Annotated in this window: 15 protein-coding genes; 4 read left to right on the top strand and 11 right to left on the bottom strand. The window is 74.8% G+C overall.

What is annotated here, in order from left to right; genetic code table 11:
- The first annotated feature begins 42 nt into the window (after positions 1–42).
- The 3 genes from ACIOGZ_RS23890 (at position 43) to ACIOGZ_RS23900 (ending at position 1911) form a co-directional block, all read left to right on the top strand.
- Positions 43–570, top strand: coding sequence for a hypothetical protein (locus ACIOGZ_RS23890; RefSeq protein ID WP_400987165.1), 528 nt, complete (start codon positions 43–45; stop codon positions 568–570).
- Between the two features lie 161 nt (positions 571–731).
- Complete coding sequence (locus ACIOGZ_RS23895; RefSeq protein ID WP_363629813.1) at positions 732–1451, top strand: response regulator transcription factor; 720 nt, start codon at positions 732–734, stop codon at positions 1449–1451.
- A 79-nt stretch (positions 1452–1530) separates the two neighbouring features.
- On the top strand, positions 1531–1911 hold the full coding sequence (locus tag ACIOGZ_RS23900) for a pyridoxamine 5'-phosphate oxidase family protein (RefSeq protein ID WP_363584713.1): 381 nt from the start codon (positions 1531–1533) through the stop codon (positions 1909–1911).
- Here ACIOGZ_RS23900 and ACIOGZ_RS23905 read toward each other — a convergent pair.
- Complete coding sequence (locus tag ACIOGZ_RS23905) at positions 1908–3179, bottom strand: hypothetical protein (protein ID WP_400987167.1); 1272 nt, start codon at positions 3177–3179, stop codon at positions 1908–1910. The genes ACIOGZ_RS23900 and ACIOGZ_RS23905 overlap by 4 nt on opposite strands.
- A 193-nt stretch (positions 3180–3372) precedes the next feature.
- On the opposite strand from ACIOGZ_RS23905, the gene paaI reads away from it, so the two are divergent.
- The gene (gene paaI, locus ACIOGZ_RS23910) at positions 3373–3783 is read left to right on the top strand and encodes a hydroxyphenylacetyl-CoA thioesterase PaaI (RefSeq protein WP_363584717.1); all 411 of its coding nucleotides are present in this window, start codon (positions 3373–3375) and stop codon (positions 3781–3783) included.
- Positions 3784–3829: 46 nt separating this feature from the next.
- On the opposite strand, the gene ACIOGZ_RS23915 is transcribed toward paaI, so the two are convergent.
- The 10 genes from ACIOGZ_RS23915 to ACIOGZ_RS23960 form a co-directional block, all read right to left on the bottom strand.
- Entirely contained in the window at positions 3830–5089 is a 1260-nt protein-coding gene (locus tag ACIOGZ_RS23915) for a phenylacetate--CoA ligase family protein (protein WP_363584719.1), read from the bottom strand.
- A gap of 18 nt (positions 5090–5107) precedes the next feature.
- A complete protein-coding gene (locus tag ACIOGZ_RS23920) occupies positions 5108–6106 on the bottom strand; it encodes an SDR family NAD(P)-dependent oxidoreductase (protein WP_363584721.1) in 999 nt (332 codons plus the stop codon).
- Positions 6103–7437 (bottom strand): MFS transporter, encoded by a 1335-nt coding sequence (locus ACIOGZ_RS23925; protein WP_400987170.1) that lies wholly within the window; start codon positions 7435–7437, stop codon positions 6103–6105. Before ACIOGZ_RS23925 ends, ACIOGZ_RS23920 begins: the two co-directional genes overlap by 4 nt.
- Positions 7434–8663, bottom strand: a complete 1230-nt coding sequence (locus tag ACIOGZ_RS23930) for an AMP-binding protein (protein ID WP_400987172.1) — start codon at positions 8661–8663, stop codon at positions 7434–7436. Before ACIOGZ_RS23930 ends, ACIOGZ_RS23925 begins: the two co-directional genes overlap by 4 nt.
- Positions 8660–9781, bottom strand: coding sequence for a RimK family alpha-L-glutamate ligase (locus tag ACIOGZ_RS23935; protein ID WP_400987174.1), 1122 nt, complete (start codon positions 9779–9781; stop codon positions 8660–8662). The genes ACIOGZ_RS23930 and ACIOGZ_RS23935 overlap by 4 nt, the downstream gene beginning before the upstream one ends.
- Positions 9778–11163 carry a lysine 2,3-aminomutase gene (locus ACIOGZ_RS23940; protein WP_363629825.1) on the bottom strand — a complete coding sequence of 462 codons (1386 nt, stop codon included), beginning with the start codon at positions 11161–11163 and terminating at the stop codon, positions 9778–9780. The genes ACIOGZ_RS23935 and ACIOGZ_RS23940 overlap by 4 nt, the downstream gene beginning before the upstream one ends.
- A gap of 6 nt (positions 11164–11169) precedes the next feature.
- Positions 11170–12957, bottom strand: coding sequence for a class I adenylate-forming enzyme family protein (locus ACIOGZ_RS23945; RefSeq protein WP_400987176.1), 1788 nt, complete (start codon positions 12955–12957; stop codon positions 11170–11172).
- 194 nt (positions 12958–13151) lie between these two features.
- A complete protein-coding gene (locus ACIOGZ_RS23950) occupies positions 13152–14546 on the bottom strand; it encodes a flavin monoamine oxidase family protein (protein WP_400987178.1) in 1395 nt (464 codons plus the stop codon).
- Positions 14543–14785 carry an acyl carrier protein gene (locus ACIOGZ_RS23955; protein WP_363584735.1) on the bottom strand — a complete coding sequence of 81 codons (243 nt, stop codon included), beginning with the start codon at positions 14783–14785 and terminating at the stop codon, positions 14543–14545. The genes ACIOGZ_RS23950 and ACIOGZ_RS23955 overlap by 4 nt, the downstream gene beginning before the upstream one ends.
- Complete coding sequence (locus ACIOGZ_RS23960; RefSeq protein ID WP_400987180.1) at positions 14775–16343, bottom strand: AMP-binding protein; 1569 nt, start codon at positions 16341–16343, stop codon at positions 14775–14777. Before ACIOGZ_RS23960 ends, ACIOGZ_RS23955 begins: the two co-directional genes overlap by 11 nt.
- Positions 16344–16460: the final 117 nt, after the last annotated feature.

A 16460-nucleotide genomic window follows, 5' to 3' on the forward strand; every position in this document is an offset into this window, starting at 1 on the left:
CGGGGACGGCTCCCTCCCCTCGCGACCTGGAAGGCCGGCCCCATGACCCACACCGTCCTCGCCATCGGCACCGCCGCGCTCACCGCGAGCGGCTGCGTCTGGTACCTGCCCGCCATCGCCGACCTCCAGGCCGGCGCCGACCGGCCCCGCTCCACCCGCACGGCCGCGGCGGCCTGCGTCCTGTGGTGGGCCGCCCTCGCCCTGGCCGGCGGGCTGCTGCTCGCCGTGCCCGACTGGCGGCCCGCCGCGCAGATCGCCCTCGCCGGGCTGGTCGGCGGCGTGGCGCTGCGGGTCCGCGCCCGGTGGGACCGGCGCGGGGAGCAGCACGAGGCCGCCGCCCGCTGGGCGGCCCTGGGCGCCCGGCCGGCGCCGCGCTCCGGCCGCCCCGCCGCCGTCACCCTCGCGGGGTGGCTGGTCGTCGGCGCCGCCGTCGCCTCGCTGGGGGCGGTGGCGATCCTGCTGTCGGACGAGGGCGCCGTCGGCTCCCGGGTGGTGCTCGCGGCGGTCAGCGGGGCCGGGGTGGCGCTGGCCTTCCTGCTGGCGGGCCTCGGCAGCGCGCGGCGGCGCTGACGGCCCCTCCGGTACGGGCGGCGCGGCTCCTCCGGGGGCCGCGCCGCCCGTGTGCTCGCCCGAATGGGGTCGTTGGGCCCTGGGTCCTGCGGCGGTCGGTGGGCGATGATGCCCTGGGCCCTGCCGGGAGTGTGCGGGGGTGACGAAGGTGGAGCCGCGTGATGGCGACCAAGACGGCGGGCGCCGGGGCACCGGCGCCGGTGCGGGTGTTCCTGCTGGACGACCACGAGGTGGTGCGCCGCGGGGTGCACGACCTGCTGGACGGCGAGCCCGATCTGGAGGTGGTCGGCGAGGCCGCCACCGCCGAGCAGGCGCTCGTCCGGGTGCCCGCGCTGCGGCCCGACGTGGCGGTGCTGGACGTCCGGCTGGGCGACGGCGACGGGGTGTCGGTCTGCCGTGAACTGCGCTCCCGGATGCCCGGCCTGGCCTGCCTGATGCTGACCTCCTTCGACGACGAGGAGGCGCTGCTGGACGCCGTCATGGCGGGCGCCGCCGGGTACGTGCTCAAGCAGATCAGCGGCACCGACCTGGTGGCCGCCGTGCGGACCGTCGCCTCCGGCCGCTCGATGCTGGACCCGGGCGCCGCCACCCGGCTGCTCAACCGCCTGCGCAGCGACGCCGAGCCCGCGCAGCCCGTCACCACCGGGCCCGCGCTGACCGTGCGCGAGCAGGAGGTGCTGGCGCTGATCGGGGAGGGCCTGACCAACCGGCAGATCGGCGAACGGCTCTACCTCGCCGAGAAGACGGTGAAGAACCACGTGTCGCGGTTGCTCGCCAAGCTGGGTGTGGAGCGGCGGGTGCAGGCCGCGCTGATCTCCACCGAACTGCGCCAGGCGGCCACCGCCGCGCAGCCGGCGCACCTGCGCTCCCTGCGGGGCTGACGCGACGTCCGGGCCCGGGACCCCCGGCGGGACCATCGGCCCTCGCGGCGCCGCCACCGCCGGGGCGAGCATCGAGAGCATGAACGGTGATCACGACCTGCTCGAACTGGACCGGGAGCGGGCGCTGGAACTGCTGGCCAGGGCCGCGGTCGGCCGGGTGGTCTACACCATCCGCGCCCTCCCGGCGGTGCTGCCGGTGTCCTTCCGGCTCGACCTGTCGGACGGCGGCGGAGTGCTGCTCTCGGCCCCGGCCGGCTCCGAACTCGCCCGGGCCGTGGACGACGCCGTGATCGCCTTCGAGGCCGACGAGGTGGACGGCGTGGACGGCTCCGGCTGGTACGTGACCGTCCTCGGCCGCGCCCAGGTCGGCCCCGCCGCCGGCCGCGCCCCCGGGGCCGTCCGGATCCGCATCCGCCCGGAACTCGTCGTCGGCCGGCGGCTGCCCCCGCGCACCGACTAGTGCGGATCGCCCTCGATGCGGCCCGCCAAGGCGCGGACGGTCGGCGGGAGTTGGCGCAGGTGTACGGCGAGGAGCGGGACGGCCAGGGCGAGGTAGACCCAGCTGAGGGCGACCCGGGCGGACTCGCCGGGGAGGGCGAACTGGACGGCGAACAGGGCGAACAGCAGCCCGGCCTTCCAGGGCAGGAACCGAAGGTCGAGCAGGAGCACCACGGCCAGGACGGTCTGCGCGGCGGTCAGCAGCACCTCGTCCACCTGGCGTTCGACCAGCGGGAGGGAGGCCGCGCCGCCGCCGGCCAGGTAGGCGAGCGGGAGGCAGCCGATCAGCAGGGTCCACTGGTTGACCTTGCTGGAGAGCAGCGCGCCGAGGCCGTCGTCCCCGCGCAGCCGCCAGGCGAAGACGACCGCGACGATCAGCTCGGGCGCCTCGGAGGCGAGCGGGGCCAGCCACTGCACCAGCAGGAAGCGGTCGATGCCGAGCGAGGCGCCGGCGTCGACCAGCGAGGTGGCGAAGGGCTCGGCGCAGGCGAAGATCACCCCGGCCGCGACCGCGAACACCAGGACGGTGGTCGCCCGGCGGCGCTGCCGGGGGAGGGCGGCCAACCGGGCCGGAACGCCGATGAGTTCCTCCTCGTCGTCCTCGCTACAGCGGCTGACCCGGAAGAGGTAGTAGCCGTACCAGGCGATCAGGACGACCGCGAGCACCCAGGAGATCTGCCGGGTCAGCGGCATCACGAAGGCCACCAGGGCGGCGGCGCCGAGGAAGGCGGTGTCGATCCGGCGGTGCTCCCGCAGGGTGATCCCGGGGGCGGCGCCGCGGCGCCGGGCGGCGAAGGAGGAGGCGAGGGCGACCAGTGGCCAGCCGACGCCGACCAGCAGCCGGTTGGCGCCGGTCATGTTGGCGGCCGCGTAGGCGGCGTACTCGGGCCGGGTGCCGGCCGCGTACGCGAAGTAGAGGTCGACGGCGTACTCGGGCAGGACGGCGATGAACGCCAGCAGGGCCAGGGCGAGCGGGCCGGAGATGTCGGCCCGGGCGGTCTCCGCGGCCCACATCAGCAGGAGCGCCGCCGCCAGGACGCCGAGGCCGAAGACCACCATGCCCGGCACGGGCGCCAGGTGCACCCCGGCCAGCCGCAGCACCACGGAGGGCAGCGCGCCGGCCACGGCGGCCCCGATCCGCAGGGCCGTCACGGATCCGCTGGGCGGCTGCGCCGACGGGATCTCGGCGGGGCCCGGTGGGGTGGCGGTCGCGGGTGACTTCTGGGCCATCAGCCGTCCTTGCGCTCGGGGAACCTGAGCAGGCCAGGGCCTGTCCGGCGGATCTTGCCGGACAGACCTTAGGGTCGGCGGGCGGCGGGGCGGGCCGAACGGCGGGGCGGCGTGGCCGAGTTCCCCCGGACGGCGGGCGGGCGCCGTGCCCTAGGCTGGCTCGGGACGCCGTCGACGGAGGGAACAGGACGCCATGCTCGACCCCGGGACCGCCGCCCTCTACGCGCGGGACGAGACCTGTCGGCTGCTGGGCATCGCGCTGGACGAGGTGTCCGCCGGTCGAGCGGTGACGCGGATGACGGTGGCCGCGACGATGGTGAACGGCCACGGGACGGCGCACGGCGGCTTCCTGTTCCTGCTCGCCGACGCCGCGTTCGCGTTCGCCTGCAACAGCCACGGCCCGGTGACGGTCGCGCAGGCGGCGCAGGTCGTCTTCCTGGCCCCGGCGGCGGTCGGGGACGAACTGGTGGCGGAGGCGGTGGAGCGGTCGCGGGCCGGGCGCGGCGGGGTCTACGACGTGACGGTCCGGCGGGCGGACGGGAAGGCCATCGCCGAGTTCCGCGGGCAGAGCGTGGTGATCGGGGGCCGGCCGCAGACCGACTGAGCGCCCGGCCCCTCACCGCTGCCCGGCCCCCGTCGTCACCTCCCGGTCAGGACCGTGGACGCTCGTCCAGCACCTGCTGGAGCTTGCCGGTGCGCGGGTTGGTGACCAGTTCGGAGCGCGGCACCCACTCGACCGCGAGGTCGTGGATGCTGCCCAGCGCGACCTCGTCGGGGTAGAGCGGCCGGGCCGTGTACACGGCCTCGACGAGCCGGTCGGCGAGCTCGGGGGCCGGCCGCTGCCCGGTGTAGCCGAGGCGCAGGATCAGGCCGTCGCGCCCGGCCCAGCGGCGCTGCACGAGCTGCATGCCGGTGATGTGGCGCTCCGGGTCGGCGGCGAGCAGGACGGCGCGGATCTCCTCGGTGGGCATGGCGACGGTGCCGACCCGGGCGCCCTCGGTGGAGCGGCCGAGCAGGCGGAAGCGGCGGCAGCGGGCGTCGGTCCACTCGGCGCGGTCGCCGGTCGGGTAGCGCAGGATCGGCATCAGGGTGCGGAACAGGTTGGTGACGACGACCCGGCCGGGAGTCCTGGGCGTGGTGATCGTCTTGCCGGTGACGTCGTCGACGAGCTCCACCACCGTGCGGTGCGCGAAGGCCTCGTGCACCCGGACGTCGTCGCCGGGGACGGGCGAGCCGACCAGCCCGGCGTCGTTGGAGGCGTAGCCGACGGAGGCGACGGCGGCGTGGGGGAAGGCCCGGGCGAGGATCGGCCGCAGGTCGGCGAAGAGCAGGTCGCCGCCGAACAGCAGCAGTTCGACCCCGTCGGCCGTCTCCCCGCGCTGGACCAGGCACTCGGCGACGGCGCTGAGCTTCATCGGCTCGCCGGCCAGCACGTGGACGCCGAAGCCGGTGATGAGGTCGGCGATGTACGGGTCGGGGGCGGCGCCGCCGACGCCCAGGCGGACGTTGTCCACGGGGGCGTGGTGCAGGGCGCCCTCGATGTAGAGGAAGCCGCCGTAGAGTTCGCCGGCCGTGAAGAGGTTGGCGACCCGGTGCCCGGGCCGCAGGCCGGCCCGGACGAGTCCGGCGCCGAAGGCGGTGACCGAGTCGGCGTGCTCGGTGCGGGTCCAGGGCGAGAACTTGGGGACGCCGGTGGTGCCGCCGGTCTTGTAGATGCCGGCGTCGCTGAGCGGGCCGGTCAGGACGCGGTTGTCGGGCCAGGTGTTGGCGGCCCAGAAGGCGGCCTGGTCGATGACGGGGAGCTGGTCGAGGCGCTCGGCGGCGGGGGGCAGGTCGCGGTACAGCTCGGCGTAGAACGGCGAGTTGGCGCGGGCGAAGGCGATCAGCTCGGCCAGGGGCTTGGCGGGCATGGTGGTCGGGTCCCTTGCTCAGGAGGAGGGTGCGGCGGGGGGTGCTTCGGCGGGTGCTGCGGGGGGTGCTTCGACTCGCGCTTGGAGGCGTGCTTCGGGCTGCCCGAGCCAGGTCCGGGCGAGGGACTGGACGGTGGAGCCGTCCGGGTCGGCGAGTTTGGCGGCCAGGTAGTCGGCGGCCCACTGGTTGGCGGGCACCCGGAAGGGCGGCCGGTCGGAGAGCAGGGTCCGCACGACGACCTCGGCGACCTCCCGGGCGGGCTGGCCGGCCGACTCCCAGCCCTGGCCGCCGATCCAGTCCAGGTAGCCGGCGAAGGTGGGCGCGTACGGGCCGGAGGCGGCCTGGACGGTGCCGCGGTCGATGTCCGGAAAGACCCCGAACCGGGTGTCCGGGACGTAGCCGGGGACGACCACCGAGACCTGGACGCCGTGCGCCGCCGCGACCGGGGCGAGCGCCTCCAGGAACCCCTCGACGGCGAACTTGGCGGCGCAGTAGGCCTCGTTGAACGGCTGACCGACCACGCCGTGCACGCTGCCGACGGCGACCAGGCGGCCTGCGGCGGCCCGCAGCAGCGGCAGCGCGGCCCGGCTGACCGCGGCCACCCCGAAGAAGTTGACCTCCAGGTTGGCCCGCAGCGCCGCGTCGGTGGACATCTCCAGGGTCGGGTCGGAGTTGGAGACGCCCGCGTTGTTGACCACGGCGTCCAGCCGCCCGTACGTCCGGGCCACGCCGTCCAGGCAGGCGGCGATCGAGCCGGGGTCGGTGACGTCGAGGCGGCGGACGTCCACGGTGACGCCGGCGGCCTCGGCGGCCCGCCGGAGCTCCCCGGCGCGGCCGGGTTCGCGCAGGGTGGCCACCGTGCGGTACCCGGCCCGGGCCGCCGCGACGGCGGTGGCCAGGCCGATGCCGGAGGACGTCCCGGTGATCAGCAGGACCTTCCCGTCGGCGCTCCCGGCCTTCGCGCCGCTCCCGGCGCTCCCGGCGCTCCCAGCGCTCCCAGCGCTCCCGCCGCTCATGACGCGCTCTCCGCGAGCTCCCCGGGGGCGGCGGCCTCGCGCCCGGCGGCGTCCAGCAGCGGCTGGAGGCCGAGGGCGGGGAGGAAGGAACAGGCGGCCAGCAGGGTGCCGCCCGCCATCACCGCCCGGGCCGCGTCCAGGATGCCCAGCGGGCCGGTGAGCAGGGTGACGGCCAGGCCGCCGACCAGCGCGGCGAGCGGGATCACGCCCCAGGTGACGGTTCGGAAGGCGGCGTGCATGACGCCCTGGTTGCGGGCGGTCATCCGGGCCTGCCGGGTGGGCGCGCTGCACACGTTGATGCAGGACATGAAGAACCCGTAGCAGCCCATGGTCACCGCGATCACCGGCCCGGGCGGCAGTGCGGGCGCGGCGAGCAGGCCGAGGCCGGCCAGGCAGTGCAGCAGCAGCGACCAGGCCATCGTCCGCCCCAGGCCGAACCGCCGGCTGAGCCGCGGGGCGACCAGGGCGCCGATCAGCGCGCCGAGCGTGGCCACCGACATGGCCGCGCCGAAGGCGCCGACCGTCACGCCCAGGCCCCGGTAGGCGAGGACGGGCAGGACGGTGACGAAGACCGGCCCGCCGCAGTTGAGCGTGACGGCCGCCAGCACCACCCGGCGCAGCACCGGGTCCGCCCAGTTGAGCCGGAAGCCGAGGGTCAGCCGCTCCCGGATCGAGCCGGGTTCGGCCGTCCGCTCGCCCCACGGGCTCATGTACCGGAAGCAGACGGCCGAGACCAGGTAGCTGGCCGCGTCCACCAGCAGGGCGGCCACCCCGAGCGCGCTGTACAGGGCGGCGGCGATGGAGGGGCCGGCGACCTCGGCGACCGAGCCGCTGCCCTCCAGCCGGGAGTACGCGCGGACCATGCCGTCCTCGGGCACCACGGCGGGGACGGCGACCAGGTAGCCGACATTGAAGAAGATCGTCGCGCCGCTGATCACCGCCACGCAGCCGAACAGCAGCGGGGTGGACAGCACGTCGAGCCAGTACGCGAGCGGGATCGCCGCCACCGCCGCCAGCCGGACCAGGTCGCAGCCGAGCATGGTGCGGCGCTTGTCCCAGCGGTCGACCAGCACCCCGGCGACCGGCCCGAGCAGCGGGATGCCGAGGTACTGGGCCATCGCCACCACGCCGACCTGGAGGGCGGAGGCGTGCAGAACGAAGATCATCAGAGTCGGGACGACGAACACGGTGACCTTGTCGCCGACCAGGCTGACGGTCTGCCCGGCCCAGAACAGGTCGAAGCCCCGGCCCAGCGGCGCCGGCCGCTCGGGCGCCGTCCCGCCTCCCACCGGGTCGGACGTCACGCCCTCGCCCGTCCGGTCGGACTTCACGCACCCTCCCGCAGGACCAGCCCGGCGGTCTTGCCGGTGCGGCCGTTGCTGATCAGCTCCTCGACCGGCCGTACCCGGAAGGACTCCGGGTCGTGCTGGAAGGCGGTGCTGAGCGTGAAAGTGGCGGTGAACAGCTCCTTGCGCAGCCGCTCGGCGTCGGGCGTGGCGCCCGGCCCGCCGGTGAGCAGCAGGACCTCCACCCCGGTGGCCCGGCCGCGCTGTTCGGTCAGCACCACCTGGGCCTGGGCCACGCCCGGTTCGCGCTCGGCCCGGGCGATCAGTTCGGCCACGTCCAGTCCGAGGCCGCGGACCTGGACGACGTTGTCGCGTCGGCCCAGCACCCGCATCGCCGGGCCCGGTCGCCCGCACGGGCAGTCGGTCAACTCGCCCGCGTCGCCGGTGCGGTAGCGCAGCACGGGGTTGAGCATCTCGGGGTTGAGGGTGGTGAAGTCGAGCAGGCCGCCGGCGTCGGCGTGGACCAGCTGGTCGGGCAGCGGGTGGAAGGTGTCGGCCGGGCAGTCGGGTGTGTTGGTGGCCACCACCCAGGTCTCGGTGCTGCCGAACATGCCCCAGCGCCGCGCCTCGGGCGCCACCACGGCGAGGTCCTCGTCGAGTTGGGGCTGCCAGGCCTCACCGAGCCACAACACCTTGCGCAGGGAGGGGAGTCGGATGCCGGCGGCGCGGGCGTGCGCGAACCAGAGCCGCAGCACGCTGGGCGTCCCGCCGATGGCCGTCACCCGGCGCGCGGCCAGGAAGGCCAGCCAGTCGCCGTACTCCTCGGCGGCGACCGAGCCGAGCGCGATGATCCGGCAGCCGGAGAGGTCGGCGAGCGCGGCGGCGAGGAAGTGCGCGCCCCACATCCGGCCGGCGCCCCAGGCGTTGACGAAGACGTCCGTCCGGTCGAGCGGCTGCCAGTGGGCGTGCACGCCGCCCATGTAGAAGCCGGTGGGGGCGTAGCCGACCTGGGGGGCGCCGGTGCTGCCGCCGCTCTGGAACAGCCAGGTGGCGGCCTGGTCGGCGGCGGGCTCCAGGTGGGCGAGGGCGGTGTTGAGGTCGTCCTTCGCCAGGGGCGGGAGCGTGGCGAGCCGGTCGAGGGTGTGGACGTTGACGTGGCTGGCGTAGCGCGGGGCCAGGTCGGGGACGCTGCGCAGCCGCTCCAGGGTGCGCCGGGCCACGTGCAGGCGGGGCTCGGCAGCCTCGGGGGGCAGGGAGAAGGAGGCGGTCATCGGGAGTCCGTCCGGGGGGCGAGGTCGAGGTCGCGGTTGGAGGTGGGTGTGGGTGTGGGGGCGGGGCTTCGGGCGGGGTCGAGGGTGAGCGGGCGGGCGCCGTCCGCGAGCCACCTGGCGTGGCCGTCGCGGTAGGCGGCGAAGCGGGCGCGGGTGACGTCCCGTTGGAGGGTGCGGTCCGGGTCGGTGAGGTCGGGGGCGATCACGCCGTCCGGTTCCAGTTCGGAGAACCAGTACCGCTCGCCGTCGTACAGGAAGTCGACGCAGAAGAACGGGATCGGCAGCCGCTCGGCGAACCAGGCCGTGGCGGCGGCGAGTTCGGGCGGCACCGGCGGGAACTCCATGGCTCCGCCCCGGCTGGCGTTGGCGACCGGGGAGCCGGGCTCCGGGGTCCGCTTCATCACCGCGTACGGCTCGCCGTCGACGACGTACACCCGGTAGTCGATCGTGCCGTCGCCCAGGTAGGGCTGGACCACGAGCGTGGTGTCGCCGCCCTGGGCGAGGCTGGCCAGGCCCCGGACGTCCTCGGGGCCGCGGGCCAGGTTGATCCCGCCGCCGCCGCACCAGCCGGCGGGTTTGACGATCGCGGGGTAGGTCATGTTCCGCAGGCCCACCTCGTAGCCGTGCTTGCTGATGTCCCGGCCGGTGCCGATCCGCACCGTCGGGATGGTCGGCACCGGGGAGCCGCCCAGGAACAGCAGGGTGGCCAGCTTGTCGTTGCCGATCAGCGAGACCTGCGGCGGGAACGGCAGGTAGAACCCGGCCTGTTCGAGCACCGCGTACAGCGCGTACTGGTTGAAGACGTCCATCGACTGGTACGGCAGCGAGTAGAGCGCGGTGATGAACAGGGTGTCCTCGGGGGTGACCGGCTCGTCGTCCACGTAGACCCGGGGGCGGCCGGGCCCGGTGGCGTCCACCGTGACGGCCTCCGGCGCGTGCCTGGTCCAGCGCAGGCCGAGGTCGGCGGCGCTCTCGGCGTAGAGGTCCCAGAAGAAGCCGTGCCACATCGCGGCCATCCGGGAGGACTCGCGGTCGGGGAAGATCCAGCACAGGCGGCGCAGTTCGCCGTCCCGGGGAGGGGCGGGGCTCGGGTCGGGGCTCGGGGCGGGGGTGCTCATCGCGCTCCTCGTGCGGTGGACGGCTCGGACCACCAGCGGCGGCCGGTCTCCGGGAGGGTGTCCACCGGGTCGTAGTAGGGGTGGCGCCGGTCGAGCGGGGCGTCCTGGCCGCCGCCGCTCTCCAGGCCGGTGCGGTAGTTCTTGGTCCAGTACGAGATGCCGAGCTCGCGGTCGTAGGCCACCGCCTGGTGCACCCAGCGCTTGCCGACGTGCGGGACGTCGCAGACCAGGCGCGGGGTCGCGTAGCCGGGCAGGTAGCCCATGATCGCCTCCTGGAGGCGCTGCGCCTGGTGCAGCGGCGTCCGCCAGTGCTCGGCGCCCGGGATCACGTCGCAGAGGTAGAAGTAGTACGGCAGGATGTTCGCCTCGCCCTGGAGGGCGAAGCAGAGGTCGAGCAGGTCCTCGGCGGTGTCGTTGACGCCCCGCATCAGCACGCCCTGGTTGCGGACGTCCCGCACGCCCGCGTCCAGCAGGGCCCGGGCCGCCTCGGCGACCAGCGGGGTGATCGAGCGCACGTGGTTGGCGTGGGTGTGCACGGCCAGGTTGACCGCGCGGCGGGCGGCCAGTTCGGCGACCCGGGCCAGGCCGTCCAGCAACTGCGGTTGCAGCCAGTGCTGGGGCAGGCCGACCACGGCCTTGCTGGCCAGCCGGATGTCCCGGACGGTGCCGAGGTCCAGCAGCCTCAGCAGGAAGGACTCCAGCCGGGGCCAGGGGACGTTGGCGAGGTCGCCGCCGGACAGCACCACGTCGCGCACGGCGGGGGTGCGCTTGAGGTAGTCGAGCATCTGCTCCTGCCGGTCGGCGGGGCGCAGCAGCAACCGGGTCTTGGCCACCTGGGGCGTCGAGGTGCCGACCAGGTCCATCCGGGTGCACTGGCCGCAGTACTGCGGGCAGGTGGCGGTCAACTCGGCCAGCACCTTGGTGGGGTAACGGTGCGTCAGTCCCTCGACGGCCCACATGTCCGCCTCGTGCAGCGAATCCCGCTCGGCCCGGGGATGGCTGGGCCAGTGCGGGTGCCGGTCGGTGCGCACCGGCAGCATGTAGCGGCGCACCGGGTCGGCCAGGAACGCCTCGGTGAAGGCCTGCGGGTCGGCCGGGGCGTCCGGGGCCATGGTGTTCAGCAGCTGCGGCGGCAGCAGCATCGGCATGGTGGCGAACCCGGCCTGGTCGGCGGCGAGTTCGCGGTAGAAGTGGTCGGTGAGCCGGTCGCCGACGACGGCCCGCAGCTGCCGGGCGGTCTTCACCGAGTGGGCCCGCTGCCACTGGGCGTCGCGCCACTGCGCCTCGGTGACGCGGCGCCAGCCCGGCAGCCGCCGCCAGTCCGGCTCGACCAGCGCCGTCCGCGCGTACGTGTACGGCTGGCGGATCACGGGGTGGTCCACGGCCGGCTACTGGCCGGTGGAGGGGGCGGTGGAGGGGCCGACCAGGGGGTCTGTTCGAGGGCTTGCCTGGGGGTCGGCTCGGACGTCGGTGAAGAGGCCCGCGAAGCGGGTGCGCAGCTCGCGCTTGAGCACCTTGCCGGTCGGTCCGAGCGGGAAGTCCTGAGGTGTGCGGGCGATCCGGACGGCGGCGAGTGCGGCCAGCCCGGCCGCGGCCAGCGCCTTGTTCGCCGCGTCCTGTACCTCCTCGGCGCCGGCCCCGGCGGCCCCTCCGGCCCCTGCCTGCAACCGGACGACGGCGACCGGGCGTTGTCCCTCACCGGGCGCCCCGGGCACGCCGACCACCGAGCAGTCCTGCACCAGGTCGGCGCAGTCGGCGAGCAGCACCTCCTCGATCGGCAGGCTGTAGACCGGGCCGTCGGCGGTGTCGATGACGTCCACCGTGCGGTCGAGGTGGTAGAACCGGCCGTCCGGCGAGCGGCGGGCGACGTCGCCGGTGAGCCAGTAGCCGGCCAGCTCGAAGCTCTCGGTCAGCCGCCGGTCGTGCCAGTAGCCCGGGGTCCGGGAGGGGCTGACCACGCCGAGCAACCCGACCGTGCCGTCCGGGAGTTCGGTGCCGTCCTGGTCGAGCACGGCGGCCTTCAGGACCACCTCCAGCGGCTTGCCGACGCAGCGGTCGTCGCGGGCGCTCTCCGGGGTGGTCACCTGGCCGAAGAGCGCCATGCCCATCTCGGAGGAGCCCAGGCCGTCGACGAACTGCGAACCGGGAAGAGCGGGTTGGTCGGCCCGGTCCTGCGGCAGCAGCCAGGGGCGGATCAGCCCGGCCGGCCGCTCGCCGAGCGTCACCAGGCGGCGGATGTGCCCGTGGTGCGCGCTGTCACCGGTGTTGAACCAGGAGTGCACCCGGGCCGCGCCGCGGACCGGGAGTTCGCCGGTGGCCAGCTCGACGAAGGTCCGGGGGAAGGAGGCGACCATGGTCGGCTGGAAGGCCTCCATCACCGGCTCGACGACGGCGCGCCGCCAGTCGGACATCACCACGGTGGGCAGGCCGAGCAGGGTCGCGGTGAGGAAGTAGCTGAGCCCGCCGGCGTGGGTGTGCGGCATCAGCGACATCAGCCGGTCGTACGGCTCGGCGGGGAAGCGCTCCATCCGCGGCTGCTTGCCGTCCCAGAACTGGCGGTGCGCCAGCATCGTGGACTTGGGGGTGCCGGTGGTGCCGGAGGAGTGGATCAGCGCCACCACGTCGTCCGGGGCGTGCCGGTACGGGTGGCCGGCGGGCAGCTCGACGGTGTCGGCGTCGAAGGCCTGCACCTCGGCGGCCAGGGCGAGGAAGCGCGGGCGGCGGCCAGGGTCCTCGCGGTAGGCGGCGGCCAGCCGGGTGGGGTCGTCGGCGACCACGCCGACCACGCCGACGTGGTCCAGGTAGCGGACCAGCACGTCGTGCCGCATCGCGTCGTTGACCAGCGCGGGGACGGCGCCCAGCGAGGTCAGCGCGAGGAAGTGCAGTAGCGGTTCCAGCCCCTCGCCGACCACGACGCCCACCGGCTCGCCGGGGCGCACCCCGTTGGCGTGGTACCAGGCGGCGTAGCGGTCGCGCAGCGCGGCCAGGTCGAGCAGGCTGTGGCCGCGCAGCACCACCTCGCCGCGGTGGTCGGTGCGGTGGGTGAAGACGGACGGGACGGCGCGGTGCGGGTTGGCCGCGAGGGCGTGGTCGAGGAAGTTGCCCGCGCCCAGGGCGGGTTCGGTCATCAGCCGCTGTCTGGCGGCGAGGGGCGCGATGGAACTGCGGTCGCTCATGGGGGTCTCCCGAAGGGGGGCCGGGCGCGGGTTCTCGTGGAACCGGCGCCGGGGAGGGGGAAAGGCCGGGGAAGAACGGGGGGTGGGGCGTCAGGCGTGGGTTCGGGGCGCGGGCGTCAGGAGTGGGCGTCGGACCCGGACGTCGGGCGCGGGTCTCAGGTGCGGGCGTCGGACCCGGACGTCGGGCGCGGGTCTCAGGTATGGGCGAGGATGTCGGCGACGACCCGGTGGCCGGAGCGGATCGCGCCCTCCATCAGCCCGAAGTACGCGGTGCTGGTCTCGGTGCCGGCCCAGTGCACCCGGTGGTGCCGCGCGGTCAGCGCCGGGCCGAGCCGCGGCCAGTCGCCGGGCCCCAGCAGGGCGGCGTAACAGCCCTGGCTGTACGGGTCGTTGAGCCAGTCGGTGACGTGGCAGGCGGTCGGCTCGGGGAGCATCGGGAAGAGCTGTGCGGCCTGCCCGACGGCCGCGGCGCGTTGCTGCCGCGGAGTGAGGGCGGCGAAGCGGTGCGCCTCGGTGCCGGTGACGAAGCCGGTCAGGACGCCGATGCCGGCCTCGGCGGGGGAGTCGTCCACGGTGGAGAGCAGTGGCCCCCGGGCGTTGACCGACCAGCCGGACAGGCCGTGGTCGCGCCACAGCGGCGCCGGGTAGACCAGGTGGACCTTGACCGCGCAGCCGCGCGCGGTGCGCTCGCCGGCCCGGCGCACCGGCAGGCCGGGCCGGTAGTCGATCGCGTCGGCGAGCAGCGGCGGCAGCGCCATGACGGCGACGTCCGCGCGGTGTTCGCCGCGGTCGGTGTGCACGGTGACGGCGTCGGCGTCCTGGTGGACGGCCCGGACCGGCTCGCCCAGCCGTACCCGGCGGCCCAGGCGCTCGGCCAGCCGCTCGCACACCTGGTGGGCGCCGCCGGAGATCCGGTCCTGCTGGGCGCCGCCGGCGAAGGCGTTGAGGTAGCGCAGGCCGCCGCCGGAGCGCAGGTAGAAGGCGAGGTGGAGGACGGAGATGTCGGCCGGGTCGGCGGCCGTCATCTCACCCAGGAACAACGGGAAGAACAGCCGGGCGTCGGGGTGGGTGAGGTGCTGCTCGGCCCACTCGGCGGCGGTCAGGGCGTCCAGGCGTTCGGCGTCCGGGGTGAGCCAGGGCGCCTCCGGCCGTACGGCGGCGGTGAGTTCGGACAGCCGGTCGAACAGGTCGCCGAGCGCGACGCCGTCGAGCGGCGGGAACCGGCCGTCGCGGGTCGCGGCGTCGGTGCTGCTGCCGTTGTGGTTGCCGCTGCCGAGCGCGAACCGGCTGGCGCCGGACATCGTGGTGGGGGTGGTCTTGAGCACCAACTCGTCCATCATGGCGAGTAGTTCGGTGTGCCGGTCGCCCAGGTAGGCGGCTCCGGCGTCGACCAGGACACCGGGGGCGGCCTCGATGCCGTGGGTGCGCCCGCCGACCCGGTCCCGGGCCTCCAGGACGGTCACGTCGAAACCGTGGGCCGCCAGCCCGGTGGCGGCGGTGAGCCCGGCCAGTCCGGCGCCGACCACGACGGCGGTTCCTCCTGGCTGATGCGCGTCGAACTGCCGGCCGTTGAACGGGTGGTCGTTCATCTCGCGGCCGTGATTCTGCGCGCGAGCGCGGTGGGAGTGGGCCCGAGCAGGAACTCGTCGAAGGTGAGCTCGACGGCGTAGCCGCGCGCGACGGCGCTCAGCACCCGGGTGGCGATCAGCGAGTCGCCGCCGAGGTCGAAGAAGTCGGAGTCGGGCGCCACGTCGTCGCGTTCCAGCACGCGCCGGAAGACGGCCACCAGGTCCTGTGGGGTGGCGGGGGTGGTGAGGTCAGTGCTCAACGGAGGTCTCCTTCGACCTGTCGTGGGCGCCGTAGCGCAGGTGGCAGCCGGCCCGGTCGACCTTGCCGCTGGGGGTGTGCACGAGCCGGGGGACGACGGTGATCCGCCCGGGCACGAGGTGGCCGGGTACCCGGGCCCGCAGGTAGGACAGCAACTCGCCGGCCAGGTCCGGCGGGGAGGTGTGCCGCCGCGCCACGACGTACGCGAGCAGCGTGGTGCGGCCGGCCAGGGCGGCGCCGGTGACGGCGGCGGCGTTCACCTCGGGGTGGCCGGTGAGGTGCGCCTCGACCTCCGCCGGGTCCACCCGGACGCCGCGTACCTTCAATTCGCCGTCCAGGCGGCCCTGGTGGGTGAGCAGGCCGTCCGGGCCGCGGCTCACCCGGTCGCCGGTGCGGAAGTACCGCTCGCCGTCGACGGTGGTGAACCGGGCCGCCGTCGCCTCGGGCAGGCCGGGGTAGCCGAGCGCGAGGCCGGGCCCGCCGATCAGCAACTCGCCCTGCTCGCCGAGGCGTTCGATGACGTGCGGCAGGGCGTGGCCGATCGGTGCGCGGGCGGCCGGTGCGCGGTCGGCGCCGGGCCGGGCCGGTTCGCGGGCGAGCGGTCCGGACAGGTCGACGGCGTGGGTGATCTGGGTGGTCTCGGTGCAGCCGTAGGTGTTCAGCAGCCGGATCCGCCCGGTGTCCAGCCGGGCCCAGTCGTCCAGCCGGGCCGGTTGGACGGCCTCCCCGCCGATCACCAGGAGCCTTACGCAGGGCGGCAGTTCGGCCCGGTCGTCGACCAGGTGGTGGACGAGTTCGTGCCAGAAGGCGGTCGGCAGGTCCAGGACGGTGATCCGCTCGCGCTCGACCATCCGCAGGAAGCGCGGGAACGACCCGCAGTGCGCGTCGGGGTCGAGGACGAGGGTGGCGCCCGCGGTGAGTGCCGGGAGGATCTCCTCGAAGCAGGTGTCCCAGTTGAGCGAGGCGAACTGGAGCACCCGGTCCTGGGGGGTGAGGTGGAAGAGGTCGCGCAGTGCGTGGGCCGTGGCCGCGACGGCCCGGCGGGGAGTGGCGACGGGTTTCGGCTGCCCGGTCGAACCCGACGTGAAGAGAATGTAGGCCGGATGTTCCGGGCCGCTTGCGGCACGGTCCGCCGGAAGGGTTCCGGGCGGTTCTCCGGGGAATTCCGAGAGGGCGGGTAACTCTACTAATCGAGCGTCGAGTTGGTGCTCCGCGACGGCGTCGCCGAGTATCGCCGTGCGGCAGTTCGCGGCCGTCGCCATGGCGTGTCGACGGGCCGCCGGGAATGCCGGATCGATCGGGCAGTACACGCCCCCGGCGGTCAGCACGCCGAGAAGTGCGACCACCGTTTCGGCCGTGTGGACGGCCGGCACGGAGACCGTGCCGGGGTCCGGTCCCAGGCGCCTGGCCAGGGTGTTCGCCAGCTCTGCGAGCCGGCCGTAGTCGAGAGTGCGACCCCGCTGGACGATCGCGGGGTGCCGGGGATTGCGGCGTGCCATTTCCGTGAACGCGTGGATCAGGTCGGGAACGACCTGGAGGGTGTCCTGATTAATTGACATGGCCGCCCCAAATGATGCCGTCGAATGCTCATCCGTGCTCGGCGAACGGCGACTCTACCGTCGAACATGCGTGGCGACAATGGATGTTGAGAGCGTTCTTCGAAGGGGGCGTGCTTG

It is taken from the genome of Kitasatospora sp. NPDC088160 (assembly GCF_044741445.1).
Classification (GTDB): domain Bacteria; phylum Actinomycetota; class Actinomycetes; order Streptomycetales; family Streptomycetaceae; genus Kitasatospora.

What these genes read in the sequence shown, in the direction of transcription:
- ACIOGZ_RS23890 (WP_400987165.1), top strand. Translation starts at nt 43, where the DNA reads ATGACCCACACCGTCCTCGCCATCGGCACCGCCGCGCTCACCGCGAGC.
- ACIOGZ_RS23895 (WP_363629813.1), top strand. Translation starts at nt 732, where the DNA reads ATGGCGACCAAGACGGCGGGCGCCGGGGCACCGGCGCCGGTGCGGGTG.
- ACIOGZ_RS23900 (WP_363584713.1), top strand. Translation starts at nt 1,531, where the DNA reads ATGAACGGTGATCACGACCTGCTCGAACTGGACCGGGAGCGGGCGCTG.
- ACIOGZ_RS23905 (WP_400987167.1), bottom strand. Translation starts at nt 3,179, where the DNA reads ATGGCCCAGAAGTCACCCGCGACCGCCACCCCACCGGGCCCCGCCGAG.
- paaI (WP_363584717.1), top strand. Translation starts at nt 3,373, where the DNA reads ATGCTCGACCCCGGGACCGCCGCCCTCTACGCGCGGGACGAGACCTGT.
- ACIOGZ_RS23915 (WP_363584719.1), bottom strand. Translation starts at nt 5,089, where the DNA reads ATGCCCGCCAAGCCCCTGGCCGAGCTGATCGCCTTCGCCCGCGCCAAC.
- ACIOGZ_RS23920 (WP_363584721.1), bottom strand. Translation starts at nt 6,106, where the DNA reads ATGAGCGGCGGGAGCGCTGGGAGCGCTGGGAGCGCCGGGAGCGCCGGG.
- ACIOGZ_RS23930 (WP_400987172.1), bottom strand. Translation starts at nt 8,663, where the DNA reads ATGACCGCCTCCTTCTCCCTGCCCCCCGAGGCTGCCGAGCCCCGCCTG.
- ACIOGZ_RS23935 (WP_400987174.1), bottom strand. Translation starts at nt 9,781, where the DNA reads ATGAGCACCCCCGCCCCGAGCCCCGACCCGAGCCCCGCCCCTCCCCGG.
- ACIOGZ_RS23945 (WP_400987176.1), bottom strand. Translation starts at nt 12,957, where the DNA reads ATGAGCGACCGCAGTTCCATCGCGCCCCTCGCCGCCAGACAGCGGCTG.
- ACIOGZ_RS23950 (WP_400987178.1), bottom strand. Translation starts at nt 14,546, where the DNA reads ATGAACGACCACCCGTTCAACGGCCGGCAGTTCGACGCGCATCAGCCA.
- ACIOGZ_RS23960 (WP_400987180.1), bottom strand. Translation starts at nt 16,343, where the DNA reads ATGTCAATTAATCAGGACACCCTCCAGGTCGTTCCCGACCTGATCCAC.